The following is a 23,373-nucleotide window of genomic DNA, read 5'->3' as shown; positions in this document are numbered from 1 at the left end:
GCGTGGGAAGCGGAGGGGTACCTCAGCGCGCCGGCGCGGGCGCGGCAGACGGCTGGTGGTCTCGGCGCAGCGCGTCGCAGAGGGCGAGGAGGCCGTCGAGCAGGTCAGCGGCGGAGGCGACGAACTGCTGCGGCGTGGGCCGCAGGAGCACTGGTGACGGCGTGGCGGCGTCGGCTCGGCGCTGTTGGTTCTCGACGGCGCGCGTCAGGGCGGCGGTAAGTTCCGCGCTCGCGTCCTGGGCAGCCTTGGCGGTGCGTGCCACACGGCCGAGGCGGAACAGGTGCGTGGACGGATCGCGCGGTACCTCCCGCTCCAGGGCAAGAAAAAGGTGGAGCGCGGCAGTTGCGAGCGCCTGCGCCTCAACGACGCGAGCGGTCAGGACCCGGGCGCAGTCGACGGGGGCGTTGCGCAGGGACCGCCGCAAGTCGCGTGCGTCGGCCGCGATCTGATCAAGAACCTCGTGGGGGCTGGGCGCATCAGGCATCGAGGGCCGCGCCGATCCGGGTGCGCAGGGCCTGGGCGAACGAGGCCGTCACCGCGGCGGCCGGGGCAGGGTCCGACAGCAGGGCCCGGACGATGGGCGTGCCGATGACGACGGCGTCGACCAGTGGCGCCACGCGGGCGGCGAGGCCGGGGCTGGAGATACCCACGCCCGAGACCACGGGCAGCGGACTCGCGGCGCGCAGCCGCTGGGTGAAGGCGCCGAGGGCCGTCAGGTCGAGCGGGCCCTGGTAGCCGGTGGGGCCGGTGCTTGCGGGTGCGTAGAGCCAGCCGGACGCACCGTCGATCGCGGCAGGGAGGTCGCTGTCCCGAGTGGCGCGCGGAACGAGGCGCGGCGCGGACAGTCCGGCGGCGTGGGCGGCGTGGTGCCAGCGGAGCGTCTCGTCCCGAGGCAGGTCGACCACCATCATTCCCGCAGCTCCCGCGTCGGCGAGCAGGCGAGCCAGGTGTTCGGGACCGTGGCAGCGGACGGGTTCCCAGTAGGTCATCACCACCGTCGGCCGCAGCGACGCGGCGTGTGCCACGGCACGGACGGTGCGGTCGATGACGTCCCCCTTGAACAGGGCGCGGTGGTAGGCGGACCGGATGAGGCGGCCGTCGAGGACCGGGTTGGCACAGGGCAGGCCGATCTCGAACAGGTCGGCCCCGGACTGGGCGAGGTGGTCGAGCTGGCGGCACTGGACGTCCGTCTGGTGCACGCCGGCTGGGATGAACACCCCGAGCGCGCACTGGGGTTGGGTGAGGAGCGTGTGGAGGCGGTCGGCGGTTGCCAGGGTGTGTCCTTCTCAGTGAATGAGCCGTCGCAGGTCAGCGGCGACGGCCGGCCGACGGGGTGGGCGTAGTTGCGGCGGTGTGTTGTGCGGCGGGATGCGGGACTGGCTGGGGCGGCGCCGCGCGTGCAGGTGGTTCGGCGGTGAAGGCGGGACGGACGGCGTCGAGGCCGTCGGCGAGGTCGCGTGTACGGTCCGTGGCGTCGCGCAGCCCGGCGCCGGCCATGTATCGCGGGGAGACCATGACCCGCTCATAGGGTGCGTATTGGATCAGCGTCGAACACCCTGCGCCGCTGTGACCTTCGGGGCGGTGGCCGCCGCCGTTGACAGGGCGGCGCGAGGTCGAGGCTCGGCCAGGGCGCGTTGCCCCGCCTCGGTCACGGTGATCTTTTGGCCCTGGAACAGAGAGGTGCCGGTGTCGGCGATGACCAGGCTGCGCTTGGCCAGAGCGCGGTAGGTGGCGATGGAGACGCGGGTGCCGTCCTGGGTGGTGACCCGGGTGATGCCCAGCCCGCGCGTCGAACTCTCATACAGGTTTCCGCCGACGGCCAGCGCGGTGAGTGCGTCGTACTGGGCGGGGCTGAGCGTGGCCCCTGCCGTCTGCTGTACAGCCGGCGGCTTGTGATCTTGAGCGGAGGCGAGGTCCTCGGCGATGCCGTGGGCGAGGTAGTGGCAGCCGGTCGCGCACAGGTCGAGCTGATGGACGGCATCGTTGAGGTGCCCGTTCATCTTCGGAATGGCCTCGGCGTGCCGGGCGGCGCGTACCGCTTCGTCGTCGGCCGGGTACCCGGCGAACTGCGCCCCTTCGTACGGGTTGGCGAGCAGAACGTGGGCAAGGTCCGTGCCGGCGAGCGACGACGAGGACACGACCGAGGACAGCAGGTCCAGGCTGGCACGGCTGCCGGCGACGTGGGTGTACGCGCTGTTGTCGAGCGCGGTCAGGCGCACCATGGCGGTGGCGGTGAGGTCCTGGGCATGCAAGAGGAGGGGGCCGATGCGGCGCAGCGCGTCCGTGCCGGGCGTGTACGAAACGTCGTGCACGCGCGCCTTGAGAGCTTCGAAGTCACGGGCCAATTGGCGGAGTTGGCGGGCTTGTTCGTGGAGATCGGTCGGGGGCGTGGGAATGGGTGGCTCCTGGGATGGTTCAGCGGCTTCGGGCGGTGGCCTGCGCGGTAGCGGGGAGGGGGCGGGGCGTCGTCCCGGGCGCGGCGCTCGGCCTTGCCGGCGGCAGTTCGATGACCGAGGCGAGGGAGGTGATGCCTGCCGCAGTGAGGCGCACGCGATCCTGGGGCGGGCCGCCGACGTAGGCGGCGTGCGCCGAGTTCGCGGTTCTCTCGACCAGGCCCTTCGCCTCCAGGGCACGCAGGGTGCTCATCAGTACCTTGGGCTCGCGGGAGCGTGTGAACTCGCGCTCCAGAGAACTGCCGGCCACGACGTGCCCGCGGGCGATCTCGGTCAGGGCGTCGCACTGAACGGCAGTCAGCCGTTGATCGGCGACCGGGGCGGAGGCCCAGCGGCGCCGGCGCGTCTCGGCGGCCAAGGTCACCGCGCAGCTGACGGCGGCTTCCGGGGCCAGGGCGGTCAGCCCGCGAGCCGTCCTGGCATGAAGGTCCCCGGAGGCGGAGGCGGAGGCGGTGGCGAGGAAGGCGAGCTGCTGCAGACGCATGACCGTCTCGGCCAGCTCCACGCTCTCGTAGAGCCGTTCGCCCTGGACCGCCTTGATCGCGGACTGGGTGTCGGCTGCCAGGCGCAACGCCGACTCGGCGTGGGTGTCCGGCCCGGACGGGGCGGTGGTGCGCAGGAGGAGATCGAGTGCGTCGTTGTGCTGGGTGTACTGGTCGGCCAGATGGAGCAGCCGCTCGACGGGGGTAGGTGGCGGCGGGACGTCGAACAGCAGGGCTTCGGCGGGTGGCTCGGTCATGAGCGCCGCCGTACGGGCGGGCAGGGGGCGATGAGTCTCTTCTCCAGTTGAGTGGGGCGGGACCGCCGGCGCGGTGAGGGTTAAGCGGCCGGGCCGAAGTCGCTCTGCTTCGGTGCCGCCTTGGCGACGGCGCGTTCGGTGATGCCCTTAGACGCGCGGGCGGAGGCGGCGGAGAGTTCGCCGGCGCCGGGCTCGAGATACCAAGGGCGCAGGTCGAGCATGGCCGCGCGCATTCCGGTGGCGAACGCGAGCGCGGTGCCCTTGGGCAGGGCACGGATGGCGTCGGCGGCCAGGATTCGTTCCTGCCGCATCGACACGGAGGTGGACTTCCCCGAATCCGAGGTCGAGGTCGAGGTCGTCTCGACATCGTGGTCGCCGATCAGGCGGGACAGCTTGTCCGCGAAGTCCGGGTCGTCGATGCCGGAGCCGATGACCTTGATGGTGGAGGCGGACCACATCGCGTCCATGCCCGCGTCCCCCCACACTTTCTGGCCCTGACGGTAGGACTGCAGGATCGTCATCGGGATGATGCCCCGCGAGCCGAGGTGGGAGTACAGATCGGGCAAGTCGCTGATCTTGCAGACGTTCGCTGCCTCGTCGAGGATCGCGAGCATCGGCGGATCGAGGCGTCCACCAGCACGTTCGGCCTGAGCGGTCGCGGCCCGCATCACGCTGTCCGCGCACGCGGCGATCAGCGCGCTGGCACCGCCTCCGCCGTCCTTCGACAGCAGGTAGAGCGTGTCCTTCGAGGTGACGAACGCGGACGGAGTGAACTCCGGCACGTTCTTCTGCGGTGTCACCCAGGTGGCGATCTCAGTGTTCAGGAGGGCTGCGGCGTACTGGCGGGCCGTCTCATAGATCCCATCCCTCGTTTCCGGCGGTCCCTCCACCGTTCCCTTGAGCTGCGCGGCGACCGCGGCGAAGCCGTGGTCACGCAGGATGTCGAGCGGGGTCCGGTCGGCGGGGAAGGCGAGCCAGGCCATCACGTCGGTGATCGGCCGTTTGGCGAGCGCGGCGGCCAAGAACAGCTGGCTCAGGATGTTCGACCCGGCCTTGGACCAGAAGTCACCTTGCTGACTGGCGTCGACGCTGGCGGCGAGGAAGTGACCGGCAAGGCGTCCGGCGCCGTCGAGGGTCTTGGCGTCGGCCAGGGGATTCCACCACATGGCCCGCTCGGCGTGGGCGATCTGCTGCGGGTCCATCGACCAGGTCCGGCCGACGGCTGCCCGCGCGTCAATCGTCGTGGTGTAGGCATCCCCGGCGGCCTTGTTGGAGGTGAGCAGGACCGGGCCGGGCGCCGCCAGAATGGAGGGGATCGCCAGGCTGGTGGTCTTTCCGGAGCGGGGCGCCATGATCGCGACGGCCACGTCCTCGTATCCCATCCGCACCTCGTACTTGGTGCCCTGAAGGTTGCCGAGCAGGATGCCGGAATCGGCTGCGTCGATGCGCTTGGCGTCCTTCAAACTCGGTCGCAGAGAGCGGGCCTTGGCGGTGATGGCCTTGGACATCAGGGGTTCGATGTCCTTGTGCTTGGCCATGCCCACGACGCGCTTCCTGCGTCCGCTTCCGCCGTCCTTGTGCCGCTTGTAGAGCACGGCCGCGGTGACGGCGAGGGACAGCAGCAGGGCGCCGGGGACGATGCGCGTCCCGATCAGCAGGGACGTTTCACCGAGGTGGGGCCACAGCTGCTCGGGATGGAGCAGGGCTGCGACGGGCTGGTACGGGGCACCGGTGTCGGCGTCGGTGACTCGGGCGGTGATAGTGCCGCCCACCCAGGCCAGGTTGGCCAGGGGGACCGCGATGGCAAGGGCGACGCCCAGGACGCGGAAGGCTATGTCGTATCCATCGGTGGACGTGGAGTTGGGCTGGGGCAAGGGGCTGTTCCAGGGAGCGTGGAGGTGGGGCGCGGTGGCGCCGTTCAGCGGGCGCGACGCGCCGTGGGGGCGTGCGGCGGAGCGGGAGGCGCCGACGGCGGCGATGCGGAGTTCCGCTGGGCGAGGGCGGTGGTGCGGTTCCTGAGCGCGAAGGCGACGGACTCTGCGCTGACCTGCCGGGTGCTGGCGCTGCCGTGAGTGACGGCCAGAGAGGGAACACGGTGTGGATGCCGGATGAGGGGCGTCGTGTCGGCCAGCGCACCGAAGAACGCGGAGACCACGTGGGACGGGGTGTTGACGACTGCATACGCGCGCCAGATGGCGGGGAGGTGATGGACGGACGTTTCGACGATCCAGCCGGTGCTGCGCCCGCTCTCGTCGACGATCCGGTCGACCCGTGCCAGGCCGTCGGGGGAACTCATCCCCTTGGGCGAGGTGAGACCGTCGTGGTGGCGGGGAGCATGCCAGCTCGCCGCGCGCAGCGGATCGTACGGGTCGACCGACGCCGTCGGCGGTGGGGCGGACGCGGTGAGCGTGTCGGTGACCGCGGCGATGATCTCGACCGGAGTCTGGGCGTCGAAGGTGATCTCCCAGGCGCGTTGATCACCGTGATGCGCATGACGCAGGGTCCACCACGGCTCGGCCGGGTCCGGGTCCGGCGCGATCCGCAGCTGGGCGAGCTGGTCGGGGCTGGTGAGGATGACCCGCGGCACCAGCGGATCCCCGGCGGTGCTCCAGCCGCAGGCGCGACGGAGGGGAACAGTGACCCAGGCCGGGTCGCCGCTACCGGCCAGATAGCGGGGCGAGATGAGGGTCTGCTCGATGAACTCGGTCACGGCGCTCAGCGCCGTACCGCGGCAGCAGCGGCGGGTGCCGGAGGGGCGGCGACCGCCGTGGGTGCGGCTGCCCTCGACTGCCGTTCGGCCAACGCGTTGACGGCGAAGAGGGCCTGGCCGTGGATCGCCCACTGGTCCAGGTAGTGCCATGCTTCCGCGTAGCTCTCGGCGAGCGGTTCCTCGTACGCCGCCGTGCCGGGCCGGGCGCTCTCGGGCAGCGCGGCGCGTACGGTAAGCCAGTCGTCGTAGACGGCGTACAGGCATTCCGTGGCCTCATGCAATTCCCGTACCTGCCAGGCGAAGCGCCGCGTACGGTCGGATACCGACAGCTGGGCGAGCTGCTGTTCGGCGACGTACACCAGTTCGTCGGCGTGGTAGTAGACGTGGCCGAAAGCGGCCAGTGTGTGGGCGTCGCGTTGCTGCTGGCGCAGGCCGTAGGCGTCTTCGTCGTGGGGCTGGAACGTTTCGGGGTCGGAGTGCCGGGCGGAGTAGTGGTCCCAGGCGGCGAGGATCTGCCGGCTGTGCCGCAGGTAGAGCGCGAGCTGGCTCAGGTAGAGCCGGTGCTCCTGGCTCCCGGGTTCGAGTGAGATCGTCAAGAAGGGCCTTCGGGCGTGCGGTTGTGGTCGGGGCGGGGTGCGCAGCGGTTGGGGCCGCTCCGCACCGTTCAGCGGCTTCGGGCCGCAGGCGCGGTCGCCTCGGCGCCGGGCGCCGAGGCCGGACGTGTGGTGGGTGCTGAAGTGCGGCGGGTCTTGCGGGCGGCGGTCCGGATGGCCTTCAGCCGCGCGTCGTGGGCGGCAGCGAGCTGATCACCCTGGGCTCCGCGTTCCACCTGCGTGACCAGGTGGGAGTGGGGGACGTCGTAGTGGCCACGGGAGACGGGGGCCGGATCGGTGAGGGCGGCGGCGAAGCCTGCGAGCAGGTGGCGAGGGGTGCGGTCGTCGAAGTACGCGTGCCACAGCCGGTTGTGGCCGCCGAGCCCGGTGGGCAGAGCGACTTCGGCAGTCCAGGCGAAGTGGTCGCTGGTCAGCGTGGCCGACCGCTCCATGGTGGTGATGCCGTCCGGGTGACGTGCGTGCTCGTTGCCTCGTTCGTCGCGTTCGTAGGTCCAGCCAGCTGCCTGCAGCACGGGCCAGATGTCCGGCTCGGTCTCGGGCGGGGGGTGCAGGAGCGCGTCGGTGAATCCGGCGATGATCTCGGCGGGCGTGTTGCCGCCGAAGGATGCGTGCCATCCGCCCCACGGCGTTGAGGAGATGCGCCACCAGGAGCCGTACGTCTCCGGTGTGGGTTCCAGGACCAGCGTGTGTCGGTAATCGGGGCTGGCGAGAACGACGTGGGGGAAGTCGGGGTCGCCGAAGTTCTTCCATCCGCCGGCTCGTAGCGCCTGAGTGACATGGCGCGGGTCGCCGGGTCCGGCGAGGTGGCGGGGTGTGGTGTCGAACCAGATTCGGGACCAGGGGTCGTCGGCCTTGCTGGCGATGTAGGGGCGCGTCACGTGGTCGGCGGCGGTCCGGCTGTCTCGGACGTGTAGCCGCGCAGGCGCTGCACGTCCCAGTGCAGGACATGCCAGTCGGTGGCCTCCTGGGCGGCCTCCCGGAGTCCGGTGATGATCAGGCGGATCTCGTCGGTCTCGGCGCTGGTCTGCTGGGCGATGAGGCGCGCGGCGCTGCGCAGGACATCGCCGAGCAGGATGGGCACGCCGGTGTCCTCGTCGAGGAGCCCGGCGAGAAGCGGCAGTACGTCGGATACCGGCGGATGGGTACGCAGGTAGTCCTTGGCCTGGGCCAGGGTGGCGGTCGCCTGCGCGACCTGGTCAGTGCTGGGCACAGAGGGGTTGGGCATCAACGTCCTTCGTGAAGGGGGAAAGAGGAGGGCGTACGGGCGCGCCTGGTCAGCGGTGCTTCTTGTGGCGGGGCTGCCTCTGGGGAGGGGGCGGGGCCGGTGCTGACGGTGATGGATGGGGCGGGCCGGTACGCGCAGCGGCTTCGAGACGCTGCAGATGCTGGCGACGGTGCTGTTCCGGGGTGACGACGCTCCGGTGGGAGTCGAGGTATCCGAACGTGAGGGCCGTGGTCTGGCCCTCGTCGCGCAGCAGCGGGCCGGGCTCGGTGAGCGCGGTGACGAATCCGGCGAGTGCGGCGGCCGGAGCGGTTTCGTCGATGGAGGCGTTCCAGATCCACCGATGCTGCCCGTCGGAGAGGGGGACGGAGACCTGGACGGTCCAGCGCCAGCGGGGTGTTTCCGAGATGGCGGAGACCCGGGACAGGAGGGCGGTTTCGTCCGGGGACAGGGCGGCCTGCTCTCTGCCTGCCAGCCGGGACCAGCCCCGGCTGGCAGGGAGGTGCCACAGGTCCGTGTCCGGGTGCGGGGCTGGGCTGTCGAGGGCGTCGGTGAACCCCGCGATCATCTCGACGGGCGCATGGCCGCCGAACTGGGCGGACCACGTGCGGTTCTCGGCCGGGTGGATCCGCCACCAGGTGCTGTGTGCGTCGGGTTGGGGCTCCAGCGTGAGGTGCAGGCGGTGGTCGGGGCTCTCCAGCAGGACGTGCGGGAAGCCGGGCACCGAGTGGTTGCTCCAGCCGGACGCGAGCAGGTGCTCGGTCACATGCCGGGGGTCGCCCCCGCCGGCCAGGTGCCGCGGCGAGACCTCGTCCAGCCAGCGGACGGTGTTGACGCGATGCAGGGTGGGGCCGTTGGCGCGGGAGTAGAAGCGTTCGTGGCTCACCGCGTCCGTCCGGCCTTGGCGTACGGGCGTGCTCCGGGGCCTTGGGGGCGCGCCTTGTTGGTGGCGAAGGCGTTGCTGGCCCAGGTGGCGGCGCGGGCCGCGGTGATCCGGGCCTGTTGCCAGGCGCTGAGTTGCGAGGGCAGCACGGACACCGAGGTGGTGCGGATCTTCTGGGAGGGCGGCACGTGGCCGAGGGGCCGCATCACCGGCTGCGGATCGGCGAGCGCGGTGCTGAACGCCTGTACGAGGTGCATTGGTGTGGTCGGCGTGAACACGGCCTCCCACACCCGGCCGTGTTCATTGCGGGCGCCGGCCCACCAGTGCGCCTGTCCGGGAGCGGATTGGTGAAAGCGGACGAACGCGTCTCCGTCGGGGCTGCGCGCGGTGAAGTGCTGTCCTCGCTCGGTTTCCCAGCCCTGTTGCTGGAGGGGTTCCCACACGTTGGGGGCGTGCGCGGATCGGGGCCGGGTGAGCGCGTCGGTTACTCCGGCCACGATCTCGACGGGTACCTGGCGGCCGAGGGTGGCGTGCCATGCCTCCTGCGTCGCGGTCTGCTTCCCGCTGATGGTCCAGCCGCCGGGCTGGGTGAACGGGTCGTATCCGATGCGCACGGACTTGTCGGGGCTGTCGAAGACGGCCGGTCCGCCGTTCTTGGACCTGTCCTTCCACCCGGAGGCGCGCAGGAACTCGGTGACGTAGCGCACGTCGCCGCCGCCGGCGAGGTGGCGGGGCTCGACGAGGTAGTGCTGCTGGGGCTGCTGACTGGTGGGGCCCCAGCCGGCCCACTGCTGGTTCTTCTTCACCGGCGCCGCCTGATGACCATCGCGGACGCGACCGGCGCAGAGGTCGGCCTGCTGGAGGGGGCGGTGGGCTTGGCCACCTGCTTGATCGTGCCGGTGTGTTCGGCGAGGTCGCCGCCCACGCTGTCGAGTTCGTTGGCGGCGCGGCCGAGGGCCAGCCAGACCTCGGGGGGCAGGACGCCGTGCTCGGAGTGGACCTTCGCGAAACGCGATCCGGTTTCGACGAGTTGGGTGACCTCGCCGAGGATGCCGGTGTCGTAGTCGAGGACGCCTGCCAGGATCTGGGCCGCCTCGTGCGGCGGCGCCAGGGCGAGGAGGCGACGGAGCTGGCCGAGCTGCCCGGCGATGGCTTCAGCCAGTTGTACGGAAGGGAGGTTCGAGTCGGTCATGGGCCTCCTGAACAGGGCGGTTCGGGGGTGTTAGTCGTGGTGGCGGAGGCGGTAGCTGTCGACGAGGAGGGCGTCGCGGCGGCGGGCTTCGTCGAGTGCTGCCTCGGGGCGTCCGCCGGCCAGCGGGATGGTGCGTTCACCGCTGCCGACGGTCACGGCGCGCAGGTATCGGCGGAACAGGGCGGTGGCCAGGCGGGGTCTGCGGCTGGTGCTGATGGGCGGTGGTGTGCGGTCGGGTTCGTCGGTGACGGGGGGCTCCTGGTGAGGGTGGGTGCCGGCCCCGGTGGTGCGGGGCCGGCGTGGTCGGGTGGCCAGCGGGTACGGCGCGCACGCGCAGAGCGCGGTGCGGAGGCCGGGGCATGCTCCTGCTGCTGGTCGTCTCACCGGCGGCGGGTGCCTGGCGGAGGCTCGGTGGTCCGGACTGCGGCCACGGCCGGCGGCGGTGCCGGGACGTTCTGGTTGCGCATCGCCGTGGCGGCGTCGGTGTAGGCGGCGGAGTCCCAGACGTCATCGGTGATGTGGACCATGTATCCGGCCTTGTGCAGCCAGGGCACCGCATGGGTGGCGAGCTGCTTCTTCGCGGCCTCGTCGAGGTGGCCGGGCGCTTCGTGCCAGATGTAGACCGGCCCGGCGGCGGCCAGAGTCTGGCGCTCGAAACCGAGGCGGTCGAGCAGGGCCAGGAGCTGTTCGGGCGCGCCGGTTGGGGTGTCGGCGTGGACGGTGTCGGTCAGGGCCTTGCGGTAGATCGTGACGTCGGTGCCTTCGTCGTCGGCACGGTTTCCCACGTGAGGGTGGCTCCTACGGGTCGGGCCTATCGCCGTCGCGCAGACGGCGCGGCCGAGGGGGCTGGAGGCGGGACGCTCATTCCGGGAGCGGCGGCCGGCGGGGTGTGCCGGGCGGCCTGGTTGCGGATCTGCGTGATCCGCCGGGCATGGTCGTCGAGGCCGTCTTTGCGGCGGCGCTCGCCCCACGTCGCCCACGTGGAGATCAGGGACTGCAAGAACTGCGGGAGCAGCCCCTCCTCCGGGGCGGCGATCTCGGCCAGGACGGCGGCGATGTCTTGGTCGGTCTCGGCGGCACGGGCGCGCTCGGTGAGTCGGTCGAGGTAGCGGCGGGCGGCCTGCCGGTCGCCGTCGGGAGCGGCCAGGGTGTTCAGGGAGGGGGCGACATGGACGCTGTACCCGGCGAGAAGCAGGGCGTGGGCTGCGGCTGTGGCGCCATGGCGCTGGTGCTCGACCGGCATGTGGTGCGGGAGGCGGTGGTAGTCGCGGCCGGCGCTCGGGGCTCAGTGGAAGCCGCCGGCGGTCTGCAGGATGCCCGCCGCACGGGGGTCGCCGCCGATCGCGACGCCAGCTGGGTACGCGGGTCGCGGGTGATGGTGACGTAGTCCAGGGCGAAGAAGGTCGGTTCGTCGTCGCGGCGCGTCATCGGCTTCGGTGCGGGGCGGCGACCGTCGGGGCCGGCGGCGCGACCGAGGCGGTGCCCAGTGCCGGCCGGGCCTGCGGGTGACGCAGGACGACGCCGATGCCCAGTTCGTCCAGGCGGGCCCCAGCGGCTCGTGCGGAGGCGGCCTGGTGGGCGGTGTCGTCACCGGACAGGACCAGGACGTCGCGGTCCGGGTCGAAGGTGAAGCCGTTGTCCGTCAGGGCCCGAGCGATGTCGGCGCGGTCGGGCTTGTCGACGACGAGCGAGCCGTCAGACCAGGTCATGACGACGCGCTGCGGGTCGGCCGGCGGCAGCGCCAGCCGGTCGGCGTTGCCGCGCACCTGGGCGAGCGCCACGTAGTACCGGGGCAGCAGGTCGACGGTGACGTCCTCGGCGGCGCCGAACGGATCGGCGTCGACCGCGAGACCGTCGGGCTCGCGTACGCCGCGGAACGCCTCCTCCGGTGCGTCGGCGGGGGCCATGGCGGCGATGAGGTATCCCTCGCCGCGGCCCGGCTGCTCGGCGACGAAGAGGCGGGTGCCGTCATGTCGGTGCAGCACGGCGCAGTGGTCCACATTGCGTTGGGCCAGGGCGTCGGCGACGTCATTCATGTCCCACACGCGGTCGGTGAGGACGTGGTGGACGCTGAGGCCGCCACGGTCCGGGTGGTACGTGCTGGTCCAGTCGCCGGGCAGTTCGCCGGCCAGGACGGCTGCGAACGAGCCGAGGCCGGTGTCGGGGGTGGGGTCGTGCATGGTCTCCTCAGACAAGGAAGGGGAGCGGGGTCAGTGCCGGGGGCGTGCCGCGGGGGCAGGTGCGGTCGGCGGTGCGACAGGGCTGGTGGCCAGGCGCGGTGGAGGAGGCGGGCAGGCGCAGACGGCGGATGCTTCGCGTTCGTCCGGTCCGACCTCGGCGGCGCAGGCGCGGCGCTGGGGATGGTCCTGGTGCCGGTCGGCGAGGTCGTTGCGCATGTGGGTGAGGTCGGACCAGATGACGCCGAGCCGGTGCTCGACGAGGTACTGGAGCCGCTTGGCGGTGTGCGGATCCGGGGCCTGGCCGAGGTCGGAATAGAACGCGGCAGCCGCGGTGAGGACCTCGCCGAGGGCGATGAGCACGCCGTCGTGGGAGGCCGTCAGTTCGGTCAGTACGTCGGAGACCTCGTCGCTGGTAGTGGCTTCGTGGATCTGCTCGACGAGGTGCGCGACCTGTGATCCGAGCGGCAGATAGTGAGGCTCGCGCGTTTCGGTGTCGAAGGCTTCGTCGGCCTCAACGTGGTATTTGACGGCGCGGAGCCGGGCGACGGCGCGGATGGCGAGACGTCTCTCCTCCGCTGCGTCGAGGGCCACGGGCAGGCGGTGATAGGTCTCGTGGAGGCGGACGACGGGGACGAAGCCGGTGCGTTGCAGAATGCTGTGGGCTTCGGGATCGCCGCCGCGGGCGAGGACTTCCCCGGAGTGCTCGTCGCGCCCCAGGGTCAGGCAACGATCGGCAAGGGCCAAGTGGGGGTCCTTTCTGACGGGTCAGCGGGCAAGGCGGGCGCCGGGCGGGACGGGGGCTGCCGCTGCCCGGCACGGCGGGGGTGTCGGTCGCGCCGGGGTCGCTGGGGCGGTGGGCAGGGCGGCGACGGTGGCGTCGAGATCCTGCTGGATGCCGTGCAGGCGGCGTGCGATCAACTCCAGCTGGTGCCCGCTGCCTTGGGCGTGAGCGTGCGGGAGGCGGCCGAGGCGATGAGCCGCGTGCTCGACGAGACCGCGGACGGTGGACAGCGGCCCGGTGTTCTCGTCGGAGAGTTGCCCCAGCAGCCCGGCGAGTTGCGTGGCGGCGTCAGCCACGTTGGCCTGCGGGGTGGCGCGCCGGGCGAACCGGGCGGCCGAATCCGGGTCAGGGCCTCCGGTCCGGGGCGAGATGAGGTCCAGCTCGGTCTCGATGCGCCGGCTCTCGGCGGCCAGGAGCGCGAGAAGCCGATGTGGCTGCGCTGTCCATGTGCCGTCCGGCCGTATGAGGTTGGCGAGCAGATCGAGGCGTCCGGGCTGTGCCTGAACGGCGATCCAACGGCAGCCCTGATCGTCGCCGGGGCGCTGGATGCCGGCGGTACGGGCGATCCGGTGGGCGATCTCGGACCACTCAGGTCCGGTGAGGTCGCGGTCGTCGGGGGCCAGGCGCACGTCCGCGTGCCAGATGGTGCGGCGGTCACCGTGCGGGCTGGCGGTGAAGGGGTGCTCCCAGGTGGGGTCGTCCAGGTGCTCGGCCCACTCGACGGACGTCCAGATCTGCTGTTCGTCGAAGGGGGTGTAGTAGTCCAGCCCCGGCCAGTGGGCGACCACCGTGTGGTCGGTCAGGCCCTCCTGGCCGCTGACTGGGCGGCCGAGGGCTTCGGCGAGCGGCTCGTTGGGGCTGAGGTCGCGCGGGTTGACGCGGATGATCACGGGGTGGGGTCCGGACGGTTGTGGATGAGGCGGGTCAGGTCGTGTGCGGCGGTGATGAGGAGGCGTTCGCGTACCAGGTCGGCGTGAACTGCCAATTCGCCGGGCGCCAGCAACTCCAGGGCGTGGTCGATGGCGGTGAGGGCCTCGGGATAGTGGCCCAGGGCGCGCCGGGCCGAGGCCATGCGGAACAGTGCGATCGGATCGTTGAGTCCGCCCTTGGGGAGTAGCCCCACCAGCATCAGCAGCATGGGCGCTCGGCCGGGAAGGAAGGTGCCCAGCCACACACCGTGCAGCAGAACGTGCAGGGTCTTGGGGTGGCCGGGTGCGGCAACGAGGACCCGGTGCATGACGGCGAGGCCGTCGGAGCGTGACTGCCCCAACCGTGAGAAGCCGTAGAGGGCTTCGCTGTACGGGTCTTCGTTCAGCACGCTCACCGGCACCTTGTTCATGAGGTCCTCGATGTCGCGGCAGCGGAAGTCGTAGCGCAAAGTGCTGAGGTAGAGGTGCCGGTACGTCCGCCGAATCACCGGGTCCGGGCCGGCGGCGGTGACGTGCTCGGGGTTGAGTACGACCAGCGCGCTGTTTTGGGCTGCGCGGGCCTGCCAGGCGATGTCGGCGCACACTTCGGCCGACTCCTGCCACGTCGCCTCTATCTCGCGCAGAGCCTCGGCGAGCAGCGTCGGCCACTCGCTCCCGGTGATCGCCTCGATGGCCACTGAAGCCGCACCAGTCAGGGCTGCGGTGCGCTCCGAGTCGAGTGCGTGTGTCACTTACCGCCCCGGGCGTCGGCGACGTGCACCACCTGGTTGAGGTGGGTGACCGAGTACCAGCCGCAGTCGATGTCCTCGTCGGCGCCGGCCAGGCGCGGTACCAGGTACGTGCGCAGGGCTTGCTGGTAGATGAGGCAGTCGGGGCACCGGCTGGAGAGGTGGACGAGGTAGCGCGGGTGCGCGGTGATGTAGGTGCGCTCGCCTCCGGACGGGTCGAACAGGCGCCAGCCGTCCTCGTCGGTCGGGGTGTGCCACGAGGGGGTGACGACCTTGTAGGCATCGCCCCACAGTTCGCTTCCGGCGACGCCCTTGAGGATCACGACCTGGTCGCCGGGCCGGAAGTGGGCGTGGGTGATGTCGCGTTCGGGGGTGACGATGTCACCTGGGGCATGCGGGTGGCGGGAGACGGGCACAGCAGGAGGTTCCTTCCACGAGGTGCGCGGGGAGGCGGTGGGAGGAACAAGGATCCGGACGATCCCCGGTTTCGGTAACCGGGGATCGTCGGGTATATGCCCCCACGTTCTACCGGAACGGGTTCTCGGTACCGATGTCGTCGGACGTGGCAGCGTCAAGGAGTTCGGGCAGGTCAGAGCCCTCAGCGTCCCGCTGGTCGATCCACCATCCAGCGCGGTCGACGGTGCGGATCTTGTCTTCCAGGACGGCCCAGTCGGCCTCGTCCCAGGTGCCCTCGCTCACCAGCGCGCTGTACGCGGCGGTGACGAGCTGGTGACGGGAGCGCTCGCCCCAGTCGAGGGCCCGCTCGGGCCCTTCGAGCGGCGGCATGTCGAACTGCTCGGCCCACTCGCGGGCAGCCTGCTGCTCCTCGGCGCGCTTGGCGGCGAGCCAGGCTTCCTTGGATTCCGTGTCGGAGTCGCGGGCGGCCTTCCAGCAGTCGGTGCAGTCGCGGCCTTCGAGCCAGCGGGCGTATCCGGCGCGCCGGTCAGCGGCCCGGTCGGACAGGTTGTGCGTCACTTCGTGTCCACAGCTGTGGACGATCTTCCAGGTCGTACGGACTGCCACGTGGTTGTTTCTGCTTTCTGTCTTCTGCGTCGTCTCAGCGTGTCCTGCGGATGGCGTCTGTGGCCGCCTTGGCGATGGCGACGGGAGCGTTGGAGGGCTGGGGCAGGTGGAGCAAGGTGGTCCCCGGCAGGTGCTGGGACTTGGCGGTGAGGGTGAGCTGGATTACGGCGCAGCCGGCGGTCGTGAGCTGCTTGACGCGGGTGACGGCTTGAGCGGTTTCGTCGCTGCCGTACCGGGCGTCGGTGACGATCACGAGGAGGCGGCCGGCGCCTGGGCGGCTGAGTTCGAGGCCGTGGTCGAGTGCGTCGATGGCGTCGCCGAGGTTGTGGTGGCCGCCGTTGGCATCGAACGTCGTCACGCGCTCTGGTGCTCGGTGGGTGGGTCGGGTCAATGCGGTCAGGTGCGTGTCGTAGGCGATGGTGGCGGTGAGGGAGTCGGGGTCGGTCAGGGCTGCTGCGCGTGCCACGATCCAGGCGGCGGACGCGACGGGTGCGCAGGCGGCGCGCATGGAGCGGGAGACGTCGACGGCGATACCCACACGCAGCGGTGGGGTGGGGGAGTTCCGGCGGCGGGTGTGGGTGAACGGTTCCGCGGTGGGGATCGACCCGGCCGCGCGCTGGGCGTCGCGGGCGAGGGCCGCGCGCATGTTGAGGCGGCCGGGCGGGGTGGGGCTGGTGGTCCGCTCCTCGGTCCGCTCGCGGTAGGCGGCGGCACGCAGGGCGCGGCTCAGGCGCGCGGCGGCACTCTGTTCGGCGGCGGTGGGCCTGCGGGTGCCGGTGACCGGGTTGCCGTAGGGCGCCGGTGTGCCGTCGGGGTTGACGGTGGTGCCACGGGTGTTGAAGACCGACTTGGCGGTGGCGGCGGCTTTGCGTCGCTGGCCGGTCCGCTGGGCGCGGTCCTGGGTCTGCGCCTTGGACTGCGCGGCCATGGCGTTGGTCGCTGCGGCCTGTGCCGCGAGGTCGGCGGCGTCGGTGGCTGCCGTGCTGTCCATGACGACCCCCACGGCGCCGGACAGCAGATCGGTGAGGTTCTCCGGCACGGGCAGGGCGGGGGCAGCGGCGTCCAGAGCGTCGCACCATTCTTGACCGTGCGTGAGCATGGTCGTGGCGTCGTGGTCGGCGCACTGGTGGGCTGCGGTCCAGATGCGGGTGAGGTTGTCCAGCAGGTCTGCGCCCAGCACCTTTTCGCACAGGTCGGCGACGGCCCGGGTCTCGCCGGCGTCCAGGATGCCGACGTCACGGCGGCCGAGGATCAGGGCCGCCACGGCGGCGGCGTGCTCGATGCCCTGGAGGGTGGGGTGGGCGATGTCGGGCATGACCAGGGTTCGGGCACTGGTGCGCAGGTACGTGCGGTCCGTGGGCCGCGTGATCAGGTGTTGCCCTTCGACACGGCTCTCCTCCAGCAGGAGCGCGGCCTCCACGACGCGGGGGTCCGCTCCGGCAGGCTGCGTCCAGACGGAGTGGGCCGCGTGCGCGGCCTCGTGGACGAACACTCCCCAGGCGGCGGGATACCGCTCCTCGTCGCCCACGATCCGCGGATTGATCTCGTGGGGCTGGAGCGGGGCGAACAGGCCGGCGTCGAACTCGACCTCACCCAGGGTGGGGAAGAACGCGGCCGGTGCGCCGCTGCGCGTGCCGGGGCGGCAGGTGACGAGGAGGTCCTGGCGGCCGGAGAGGGCGACCAGCCGGTCGCCGAGTTCGGCTCCCACGCGCAGCCACGCGGCCGGGGAGGAACGGGGTTGCGCGGGCGGGGCGCCGTCGTCGTCCCAGCGCGCGAGGTCGGCGTCGTCGTCCCGGGTGGTGGCGGGTGACTGGACGTGGTGGTGGGCGCTCATCGCGAGCGGCCCCGGTGCACGAAGCCGGTGCTGCCCGGGGGCTGCCGGGCAGCCGAAGCCGGGAGCTGCTTGCCGAGGGTGAGGGGCGCGATCTTCTTGACGCCGACAGCCTTGATGACGGCGTCGGCGACGATGTCGCGATCCTCCACAGGAGCGATGCCGACCAGGTTCGCCAGCGCGGCATTGGTGCCGAGGACGGCCTCGGTTTTCTGGTAGCTCAGCAGCTCTCGCAATTGGGGGGCCCAGCCCAACTCGCCGAGTTCGACCTGGCGGGCGAGGTTCCGGGCGACCCGGACCACCCGGGCATCGATCCTCAAGGCGAGGGCGAGGTCGTAGTCCGTGCCGATCTGGATTTGCACGCTGAACCGGCTCGCGAGCGCCTCCGTCAAAACCGCTCCGTGGACGCCGGGATTGTGGCCCGCCACCACGTAGAAGCCCGGCTCGGCCTTGATGGTCTCGCCCTTGTGGGCCTTGACCTGGATCTGCCTGCGCCCGTCCATCGCGGGATACAGCGCCGCCAGGACCTTCGGTGAGATCAAGGTGGCATCGTCGATCAGCAGGGCGCGGCCTTCGGTCATCGCGGTGACCAGCGGACCGTACTGGAAGACGTAGGCTCCCGCGTCGTCCTGTGTGTACTCGCCGATCAAGTCGCCGACCGTGGTGTCGCCGTCACCGGCGACGGTGAGCAGGTCCGGGAACGCCGCCTCGACCAGACTCGTCTTGCCGGTGCCCGGAGGGCCGTAGAGCAGCACCGGCACGTCGGCGTCGCGCAGGCGATTCAACGCCTCGACGTCGGGCAGATCGGCCAGCTCCCGGGGGTGGTAGAGCTGGCCCCCCGCGCGGCGGATCGGGCCGGTCTGCCTGGGCGTGGCTGCTGCGGGAATGGTCGTGCGGGCCGTGGCCGGCTGGGTGAGGGGAGAGTGGGTGCCCGGTGGGCTGATCACAGCGGTCTGCGCGGCTGCGGTGGTTTTCGCGTTCGCGCGGAACTCCGGTTGTCCGGTTCCGCTTTGGTCGGCCTCGCCGCGTCGCACCAGGGTGAGGGCGGCGTTGCGGACGGCGCCGTGGGAGTGGCCCAGCTGCCTGGCCATGTCCCCGATGGTGAGCGTGTCCGCCGGCCGGTCGGCCAGCAGTCGGGCCACCTTGGCCCGTAGTTCGCCGCCCTTGGTGCGCGCTGGACTGGTAGGCGTTCCGGGTGTGGTCAAAACGAGGGCCTCTTCAACAGGTGCGGGTGCGGGCGGGGTTGGCGATGCGCTGGAGAGGCTGGCCGCTCTCGGAGCGGATCACGGACTGTGCCGACATCGGCGACCGGGCCAACCGGGGCGTACCGTCGGCGCTCACCGGCCGGCCGAGGGCTCGGTCCAGGTGCAGGGGATGGCCGGCGACGAGCAGCTCGCTGGCTGCCGAGCAGGCCCGTGCGTCCGCTCCGTACCGGGTTCCGTCGCTCGGCAGGCGCAGCCTGGCGTCTCTTCGAAGCCGTCCTGGAGCAGGATCCGCCGGGCGGCGGCGTTGTAGCCGGTGGTGGTGATCTCGCCGGTGGTGGTGTGCCGGATCGTCATGAACGGCTCTGTTGGTGCTTCGGGCAAGGCGGATCTCCTATCGGTGGTGGCGGGAAAGCGGTGGGGTGTTGGGCGAAGGCGAGGCGGGCCCGGAGCTTCCATTCCCGCGAGGGTCAGCGATGCGCGGCGTGGGCCGGGGCGCGGCGGTGCCGTCCACGGGGACGCGGTTTGCCCGGGGTGGCGAGGCGACGGCGGGTGCCGAGCAGTACTCCCAGGCAGGCGACGGCTCCGGCGGCCGGGAGCGCGGCGGCGGACGGGCCGGTGGACAGGACGCCCGCGAGGGCCGTGCCCGCGGCCTGCCCGGTGCCGACCGCGGCGATCAGCCAGGCGTACGCCTCGGTGCGGGTGCCGGCGGGGGCGAGCGCGTCCACGGTCAGGAACGCGCTGGTGATCAGCGCGGTGAGGAAGAGGCCCGGCAGCGCCGTGAACGCGGTCGCGGCGAGCGGGCCGGGGCCCAAGGCGAGCGGCACCCAGGCGGCGGCGAACAGAAGCGCTGCGGTGACGAGTTGACTGCTCAGACGGCCCGGCCAGCGGCGTCGGCCGTACAGGATGCCGCCGACGAGGCTGCCGATGGACAGTGCTGCGGGGATCAGTCCGGACAGCAGAGTCATGCCGTGCCGGTCGGCCATCGCCACCGCCCACACGTTCATCGAACCCAAGGCGAAGCCGACACCGCCGACGGCGAGGAACAGCAGCCGCAGCCCGCCGTGCTGCAGGGGCCCGAGGAATCCCCCGGCACGTGCGACGGCGGGAAGCCACGCCCTGGACGGCGCGGCACTGAGCACCGTGGTTGCGCCAAGCAGTCCCAGCGCCGCGGTGACCGTCATGGCCACGCCGGGACCGTGCACGGCGGACAGCAGGGCGACCAGCGGCGGCCCGGCGACGTAGATCAGCCCTTGGGCTCCGGTGTCGAGCGCGAGCGCGGCACGCCGGCGCTCGGGATCCGGCAGCACGGCGCCCCACAGCGCGCGCAGGTTCGCCTCCAGCGGGGGCGTGCTCAGACCCGCGAGGACCACGAGGCCGGCCGCGAGCGCCGGCTGGAGGACGGCGTCGATGTACGGCAGCAGCAGGAGACAGACCGTGGTGATCAGGACGGCGGCGGCCGTGACCCGGGTCTGCCCGCGACGGTCGACCATCCGTCCCAGGGCCGGCTGTCCGATGGCGCTGGCCAGCCCGTACAGCGCGCACAGCAGCCCGCCGGCCGCGAGGGATCCGCCCTGCTCGGCGATCAGAAGGAGGATTGTGACGGGGGCCATGCCGTTGGGCAGCCGCCCGGCCAGGGTGCCCACCAGTAGCCGGGCGACGTGGCGCTCGGCGAGCAGCGGCCGGGAGGCGGAGCGGGCCGGCGGGCGGCCGGTACAGGAATTCAACGCGGGTGCTTTCCGTGATTGGTCTGGGCTGGGCGGCGGCAGTGGAAGGTCAGCGGGTCCGTCCGGAAGCAGCGACCGCTGTCGGAGGCTTGGGCGGCGTGGCGGTGGCGACGGCCGGGCGGGAGGGCTCCTCGGCCGGACCGACGGTGGTGGCCCAGACCACGTCGACCAGGTCTTCGCCGGACTCGAGCCACAGGGCCATCGCTTCGTCCATGCCGCCCGGCTCCCCGTTGTCTCGGGCGCCGGCGTCGGCCTGAACCCGGGCAAGGAGGATTTCGAAGCGGACGAGGACACCCGTCTCCGGTACGGCCAGGGGCTTGCCGTCGCCCCGGCGAGCTGCCTCGATCAGGTAGGGCGCGTGGGTGAGGAATCGGTCCAGCGCGGCGTCCAGGTCCACGGTGGGCAAGGTCCCCGGCTCGGCATCTCGCACCCAGTGCAGGTCCTCCTGTACTTCGCGCAGCCGTGCCAGGAGCACCAGTTGCTCGAATTCCGGCAGGAGGCGTGAGCGCGCGTCGGCAGCGGCACCGTGGGCGGTGGTGGCGATGATGGTGCGTGGCGCGCCGGTTCCGACTACGTGGACGTGGTCCGGGGAGGGCAGCAGGGTGCCGACCAAGTAGCTTTCGTCCCAGGGACGTTCGGTCAGGAGGAGTTCGGTGCCGCCGCCGTCGCGCAGGATCGCCGCACAGGAGGTGCGGTACTTCGACAGCGCGGACAGCACGGGGCTGGCCTCCCACACCCAGTCCAGCAGGTGCGCCGGGATGGATCCGTCCGGGTAGCGCTCGATGTCCACCTCCCACGGGCCGGGCAGGCCCTCGGCGACGACGTGCGCGATGTCGCCGAGATAGGGACGCTCACTGGTGATGACCTTGGCCTGGCAGTCCCGGGCCGTCTCGTGGAGCTGGGTGAGCGCTGCACGTGCTTGTGCATGGTCGCCGAGGGGCAGCCGATGGGCCTCGTCCTGGTGCCGGGTGAACCCGGCCAGTTCCAGGGCGGTGGTGGCCCACCGGTGCCGCTCGCCGCTGGGGAGCGACGATGGTGTTGCCTGCGGCGAGGTGGAGGGTGATGGCGGCGGAGGAAGTCAGGACGGCGGGCTTTCGTGTCGGGGGCGTCGGATCAGCGGCGCTGCCGCCGCGAGGTGCCCGGGGGTGCGGTCTGCACGGTCATGGCGGCCTTCGTGCGGCGCTGCGCCGACGGTGCGCTCGCCGAGGGCGGGGCGACGCGCAGGTCTTGGTCGAGGTCGACGTGGTAGCGGGCGGCGGTGAGCATCTCGGCCGCCCAGCTGGCGTGCTCGTTCTCCCAGGTACGGCCCAGGTCGAAGGGCAACCGGATCCACACGCCCCGCAGCGTGGGGTAGGTGTCGAACCCGGCGCGGGCCAGGACGCTCGCGGCCAAGGCGTCGACCGCACCTTCGACTTCGACTTGGCCGCCCCGGCCGCGGATGATGCGGATCGGTTCGCCGTTCATCGGCCTCGCCCCTTCCCGGCCGTCTGGGCGTGGCCGTTGATGGGGACGGTCGCGGGTTGCGGCGCAGCCCCGGGGGCCGTGGTGGTCGGGGCGGTGAGCCGCTGCGGGGACGGGGTGGCTGCGGCCTTCGCGATGCGGTTGCGGCGCTCCATCAGCCCGTTGCGTACAGCGGGCTGCGGTGGGCTGGCGCTGCGGCCCGGGTCGAGGGAGTAGTCGGCCTGGACCTCGTAGCCGTGCCGACGAAGGTCGTGCACGGCCTGGCGGGTACGGCGGATGCCGTCCTGCTCGGGGTGGGTGAGCCGGTACAGGCCCGGGGTGTCGGGGACGGGCTCGAACTGTTCACGGACCAGGAACCAGTCGGCGAGGTGCGCGGGGATGTTCGCGGTCGCGGCGGCCACGAAGCCGTGGTCGGGATGGGCGCCGAAGCGGAAGTGGTCAGGCAGGGGCGAAATCCTTTCTGTGAGCGGTCAGCGGTGCGCCGGCGCGGATCGCGGGGCGGGCAGCGGCGCGGGGCGGGCGGTAAGGAGTCGCGGGGTGGGCGCGGACAGCGCGGCCGGCCCACCCGGTACGGCGGCACGGGCCTGGCGCTCGAACGCTTCGCTGTCGGCGAGCCACGTCTCGATCGCGGGCAGGACGGCGAGGCCGAGTTGCCCGCGGACCTGACTCCATTCATGGGCCGGCAGCGCGCGGGGAATCGAGTACAACTCCTGACGCAGGTCGTTCCATTCGTCCCAGGCGTCCTGGCTGAAGGCGAGAGCCTCGCGCAGACGGGTCAGTGCCGCGGCGTCTTCGGGCCAGGGGGTGGCGGCTGGACGGCAGCGGGTGAGGAGGAGCGGCGCGTGTTCGAGCACGGCGCGGTAGGACAGCCAGGCGTGGTCGGCGAAGTCCCTTTCCATGCCCCCGATCAGGCGGGAGTCGCGGAGCGGGATGCCATCGCTGTACCGGCCGGATTCCTTGATCACCTGGAGGGTCTGGTGTTCTTCCCGGATGCGCTCCAGGGCACGCAGGACGTTGTTCAGGTCCTGATGGTGCAGGGCGCGCCGGCGGGCGGGCAGGAACGTGTCCGCGATGGCGCGGGCGGCGAGACCTGGATCGGCGGGCAGCACGATGCTGTGCGGCGTGGTCGGGTCATCGTGCGGGTCCTCCTGCTCCCGGTCGGTGAGCGCGCCCAGGAGGTAGCCGCTGCGGTGGCCGGGGCGCTCGATCAGCAGCAGCTCGGTGCCCGAACCGTTCTTCAGGACGGACGCGAACGGGATGCGGCGGTTTTCGAGGGCCCGGTACATCTCGCCGGCCTCCCACAGCATGGGCCAGAGGTCTTCCTGCCACAGCGGGTGGGAGTAGATCTCCAGTTCGGCACTCCAGGTGCCGGGCAGTTGTGCGGCGATCTCGGCGCCGAAGTCGCCGAGGTAGGGCCGGGTGCTGGTGGTGATGGTGGCGCCATGTGCGTGGGCGTGATGCACCAGAGCGCTGGCGGTGCGTCGCGCGGCCTGCGGATCGGTCAGCGGGGCGATGGACGCACCGTTGGGCAGGCGCGCGAATCCGGCTTCTTCCAGTGCCCGGTTGGCCTGCTGGTACTTCCCGCCGTGCGTGATGGCGACCAGGCCCAGGTGGCGGCTGGTGGTGAGGGTGATCTCGGCGGTGGGGTTGGGCATCAAGGTCCTGGTGGGTCGAGTCCGCAGGAGCGTGTTCGTCCAG

General features: G+C 71.8%; 30 protein-coding genes. All 30 read right to left on the bottom strand.

Annotated features, from left to right (window positions below; all coding sequences use genetic code 11):
* Positions 1-22: 22 nt before the first annotated feature.
* Positions 23-484: a hypothetical protein gene (locus ACGFU7_RS26490; RefSeq protein WP_393698802.1), complete on the bottom strand. Its 462-nt coding sequence runs from the start codon at positions 482-484 to the stop codon at positions 23-25.
* On the bottom strand, positions 477-1,274 hold the full coding sequence (trpA, locus tag ACGFU7_RS26485; RefSeq protein WP_393698927.1) for a tryptophan synthase subunit alpha: 798 nt from the start codon (positions 1,272-1,274) through the stop codon (positions 477-479). Before trpA ends, ACGFU7_RS26490 begins: the two co-directional genes overlap by 8 nt.
* 34 nt (positions 1,275-1,308) lie before the next feature.
* Positions 1,309-1,515: a hypothetical protein gene (locus ACGFU7_RS26480; RefSeq protein ID WP_393698800.1), complete on the bottom strand. Its 207-nt coding sequence runs from the start codon at positions 1,513-1,515 to the stop codon at positions 1,309-1,311.
* 26 nt (positions 1,516-1,541) lie between these two features.
* A complete protein-coding gene (locus ACGFU7_RS26475) occupies positions 1,542-2,312 on the bottom strand; it encodes a hypothetical protein (RefSeq protein ID WP_393698799.1) in 771 nt (256 codons plus the stop codon).
* Positions 2,313-2,415: 103 nt separating this feature from the next.
* Positions 2,416-3,192 carry a hypothetical protein gene (locus ACGFU7_RS26470; protein WP_393698797.1) on the bottom strand — a complete coding sequence of 259 codons (777 nt, stop codon included), beginning with the start codon at positions 3,190-3,192 and terminating at the stop codon, positions 2,416-2,418.
* Between the two features lie 80 nt (positions 3,193-3,272).
* Positions 3,273-5,066: a type IV secretory system conjugative DNA transfer family protein gene (locus tag ACGFU7_RS26465; RefSeq protein ID WP_393698796.1), complete on the bottom strand. Its 1,794-nt coding sequence runs from the start codon at positions 5,064-5,066 to the stop codon at positions 3,273-3,275.
* 44 nt (positions 5,067-5,110) lie between these two features.
* Complete coding sequence (locus ACGFU7_RS26460) at positions 5,111-5,902, bottom strand: DUF317 domain-containing protein (protein WP_393698794.1); 792 nt, start codon at positions 5,900-5,902, stop codon at positions 5,111-5,113.
* 5 nt (positions 5,903-5,907) lie between these two features.
* Positions 5,908-6,498, bottom strand: coding sequence for a hypothetical protein (locus tag ACGFU7_RS26455; RefSeq protein WP_393698793.1), 591 nt, complete (start codon positions 6,496-6,498; stop codon positions 5,908-5,910).
* A 68-nt stretch (positions 6,499-6,566) separates the two neighbouring features.
* Positions 6,567-7,394 carry a DUF317 domain-containing protein gene (locus ACGFU7_RS26450; RefSeq protein WP_393698791.1) on the bottom strand — a complete coding sequence of 276 codons (828 nt, stop codon included), beginning with the start codon at positions 7,392-7,394 and terminating at the stop codon, positions 6,567-6,569.
* Positions 7,391-7,741: a hypothetical protein gene (locus tag ACGFU7_RS26445; RefSeq protein ID WP_393698789.1), complete on the bottom strand. Its 351-nt coding sequence runs from the start codon at positions 7,739-7,741 to the stop codon at positions 7,391-7,393. The genes ACGFU7_RS26450 and ACGFU7_RS26445 overlap by 4 nt, the downstream gene beginning before the upstream one ends.
* Before the next feature lie 49 nt (positions 7,742-7,790).
* Positions 7,791-8,624, bottom strand: a complete 834-nt coding sequence (locus tag ACGFU7_RS26440) for a DUF317 domain-containing protein (protein ID WP_393698788.1) — start codon at positions 8,622-8,624, stop codon at positions 7,791-7,793.
* Complete coding sequence (locus ACGFU7_RS26435) at positions 8,621-9,427, bottom strand: DUF317 domain-containing protein (protein WP_124264737.1); 807 nt, start codon at positions 9,425-9,427, stop codon at positions 8,621-8,623. Before ACGFU7_RS26435 ends, ACGFU7_RS26440 begins: the two co-directional genes overlap by 4 nt.
* The gene (locus ACGFU7_RS26430; protein ID WP_366505192.1) at positions 9,424-9,813 is read right to left on the bottom strand and encodes a hypothetical protein; all 390 of its coding nucleotides are present in this window, start codon (positions 9,811-9,813) and stop codon (positions 9,424-9,426) included. Before ACGFU7_RS26430 ends, ACGFU7_RS26435 begins: the two co-directional genes overlap by 4 nt.
* Positions 9,814-9,843: 30 nt before the next feature.
* Entirely contained in the window at positions 9,844-10,197 is a 354-nt protein-coding gene (locus ACGFU7_RS26425; protein ID WP_143669095.1) for a hypothetical protein, read from the bottom strand.
* Positions 10,194-10,598, bottom strand: coding sequence for a hypothetical protein (locus ACGFU7_RS26420; protein ID WP_107501899.1), 405 nt, complete (start codon positions 10,596-10,598; stop codon positions 10,194-10,196). Before ACGFU7_RS26420 ends, ACGFU7_RS26425 begins: the two co-directional genes overlap by 4 nt.
* A gap of 26 nt (positions 10,599-10,624) precedes the next feature.
* Complete coding sequence (locus ACGFU7_RS26415; RefSeq protein WP_393698785.1) at positions 10,625-11,056, bottom strand: hypothetical protein; 432 nt, start codon at positions 11,054-11,056, stop codon at positions 10,625-10,627.
* A 181-nt stretch (positions 11,057-11,237) separates the two neighbouring features.
* Positions 11,238-11,993, bottom strand: coding sequence for a hypothetical protein (locus ACGFU7_RS26410; protein ID WP_393698784.1), 756 nt, complete (start codon positions 11,991-11,993; stop codon positions 11,238-11,240).
* 30 nt (positions 11,994-12,023) lie between these two features.
* Positions 12,024-12,737, bottom strand: a complete 714-nt coding sequence (locus tag ACGFU7_RS26405; RefSeq protein WP_393698782.1) for a hypothetical protein — start codon at positions 12,735-12,737, stop codon at positions 12,024-12,026.
* Positions 12,738-12,758: 21 nt separating this feature from the next.
* Positions 12,759-13,664: a hypothetical protein gene (locus ACGFU7_RS26400; protein WP_393698780.1), complete on the bottom strand. Its 906-nt coding sequence runs from the start codon at positions 13,662-13,664 to the stop codon at positions 12,759-12,761.
* Positions 13,661-14,434, bottom strand: a complete 774-nt coding sequence (locus ACGFU7_RS26395) for a hypothetical protein (protein ID WP_393698778.1) — start codon at positions 14,432-14,434, stop codon at positions 13,661-13,663. The genes ACGFU7_RS26400 and ACGFU7_RS26395 overlap by 4 nt, the downstream gene beginning before the upstream one ends.
* Positions 14,431-14,847, bottom strand: a complete 417-nt coding sequence (locus ACGFU7_RS26390; RefSeq protein WP_097242977.1) for a hypothetical protein — start codon at positions 14,845-14,847, stop codon at positions 14,431-14,433. The genes ACGFU7_RS26395 and ACGFU7_RS26390 overlap by 4 nt, the downstream gene beginning before the upstream one ends.
* A gap of 109 nt (positions 14,848-14,956) precedes the next feature.
* On the bottom strand, positions 14,957-15,406 hold the full coding sequence (locus tag ACGFU7_RS26385) for a hypothetical protein (RefSeq protein ID WP_393698926.1): 450 nt from the start codon (positions 15,404-15,406) through the stop codon (positions 14,957-14,959).
* Between the two features lie 82 nt (positions 15,407-15,488).
* Positions 15,489-17,288 carry a hypothetical protein gene (locus ACGFU7_RS26380; RefSeq protein ID WP_393698776.1) on the bottom strand — a complete coding sequence of 600 codons (1,800 nt, stop codon included), beginning with the start codon at positions 17,286-17,288 and terminating at the stop codon, positions 15,489-15,491.
* Positions 17,285-18,427: an AAA family ATPase gene (locus tag ACGFU7_RS26375; protein ID WP_393698924.1), complete on the bottom strand. Its 1,143-nt coding sequence runs from the start codon at positions 18,425-18,427 to the stop codon at positions 17,285-17,287. The genes ACGFU7_RS26380 and ACGFU7_RS26375 overlap by 4 nt, the downstream gene beginning before the upstream one ends.
* A 195-nt stretch (positions 18,428-18,622) precedes the next feature.
* A complete protein-coding gene (locus ACGFU7_RS26370; RefSeq protein WP_393698922.1) occupies positions 18,623-18,844 on the bottom strand; it encodes a hypothetical protein in 222 nt (73 codons plus the stop codon).
* Positions 18,845-18,957: 113 nt separating this feature from the next.
* Positions 18,958-20,214, bottom strand: a complete 1,257-nt coding sequence (locus ACGFU7_RS26365) for an MFS transporter (protein WP_393698774.1) — start codon at positions 20,212-20,214, stop codon at positions 18,958-18,960.
* 49 nt (positions 20,215-20,263) lie between these two features.
* On the bottom strand, positions 20,264-21,004 hold the full coding sequence (locus ACGFU7_RS26360) for a hypothetical protein (RefSeq protein WP_393698772.1): 741 nt from the start codon (positions 21,002-21,004) through the stop codon (positions 20,264-20,266).
* 323 nt (positions 21,005-21,327) lie between these two features.
* Complete coding sequence (locus ACGFU7_RS26355) at positions 21,328-21,678, bottom strand: hypothetical protein (protein WP_393698771.1); 351 nt, start codon at positions 21,676-21,678, stop codon at positions 21,328-21,330.
* A complete protein-coding gene (locus ACGFU7_RS26350) occupies positions 21,675-22,076 on the bottom strand; it encodes a hypothetical protein (RefSeq protein ID WP_393698769.1) in 402 nt (133 codons plus the stop codon). Before ACGFU7_RS26350 ends, ACGFU7_RS26355 begins: the two co-directional genes overlap by 4 nt.
* Positions 22,077-22,145: 69 nt before the next feature.
* Positions 22,146-23,330 (bottom strand): hypothetical protein, encoded by a 1,185-nt coding sequence (locus tag ACGFU7_RS26345; protein WP_393698768.1) that lies wholly within the window; start codon positions 23,328-23,330, stop codon positions 22,146-22,148.
* Between the last annotated feature and the right edge of the window lie 43 nt (positions 23,331-23,373).

Source organism: Streptomyces sp. NPDC048473 (assembly GCF_043200155.1).
Classification (GTDB): Bacteria; Actinomycetota; Actinomycetes; order Streptomycetales; family Streptomycetaceae; genus Streptomyces.
The sequence above is the reverse complement of the archived record's forward strand: the minus strand, read 5'-3'. Positions and strand labels throughout refer to the sequence as shown.

What these genes read in the sequence shown, in the direction of transcription:
- ACGFU7_RS26490 (WP_393698802.1), bottom strand. Translation starts at nt 484, where the DNA reads ATGCCTGATGCGCCCAGCCCCCACGAGGTTCTTGATCAGATCGCGGCC.
- ACGFU7_RS26480 (WP_393698800.1), bottom strand. Translation starts at nt 1,515, where the DNA reads ATGGTCTCCCCGCGATACATGGCCGGCGCCGGGCTGCGCGACGCCACG.
- ACGFU7_RS26470 (WP_393698797.1), bottom strand. Translation starts at nt 3,192, where the DNA reads ATGACCGAGCCACCCGCCGAAGCCCTGCTGTTCGACGTCCCGCCGCCA.
- ACGFU7_RS26445 (WP_393698789.1), bottom strand. Translation starts at nt 7,741, where the DNA reads ATGCCCAACCCCTCTGTGCCCAGCACTGACCAGGTCGCGCAGGCGACC.
- ACGFU7_RS26430 (WP_366505192.1), bottom strand. Translation starts at nt 9,813, where the DNA reads ATGACCGACTCGAACCTCCCTTCCGTACAACTGGCTGAAGCCATCGCC.
- ACGFU7_RS26415 (WP_393698785.1), bottom strand. Translation starts at nt 11,056, where the DNA reads ATGCCGGTCGAGCACCAGCGCCATGGCGCCACAGCCGCAGCCCACGCC.
- ACGFU7_RS26410 (WP_393698784.1), bottom strand. Translation starts at nt 11,993, where the DNA reads ATGCACGACCCCACCCCCGACACCGGCCTCGGCTCGTTCGCAGCCGTC.
- ACGFU7_RS26380 (WP_393698776.1), bottom strand. Translation starts at nt 17,288, where the DNA reads ATGAGCGCCCACCACCACGTCCAGTCACCCGCCACCACCCGGGACGAC.
- ACGFU7_RS26370 (WP_393698922.1), bottom strand. Translation starts at nt 18,844, where the DNA reads ATGACGATCCGGCACACCACCACCGGCGAGATCACCACCACCGGCTAC.
- ACGFU7_RS26355 (WP_393698771.1), bottom strand. Translation starts at nt 21,678, where the DNA reads ATGAACGGCGAACCGATCCGCATCATCCGCGGCCGGGGCGGCCAAGTC.
- ACGFU7_RS26345 (WP_393698768.1), bottom strand. Translation starts at nt 23,330, where the DNA reads ATGCCCAACCCCACCGCCGAGATCACCCTCACCACCAGCCGCCACCTG.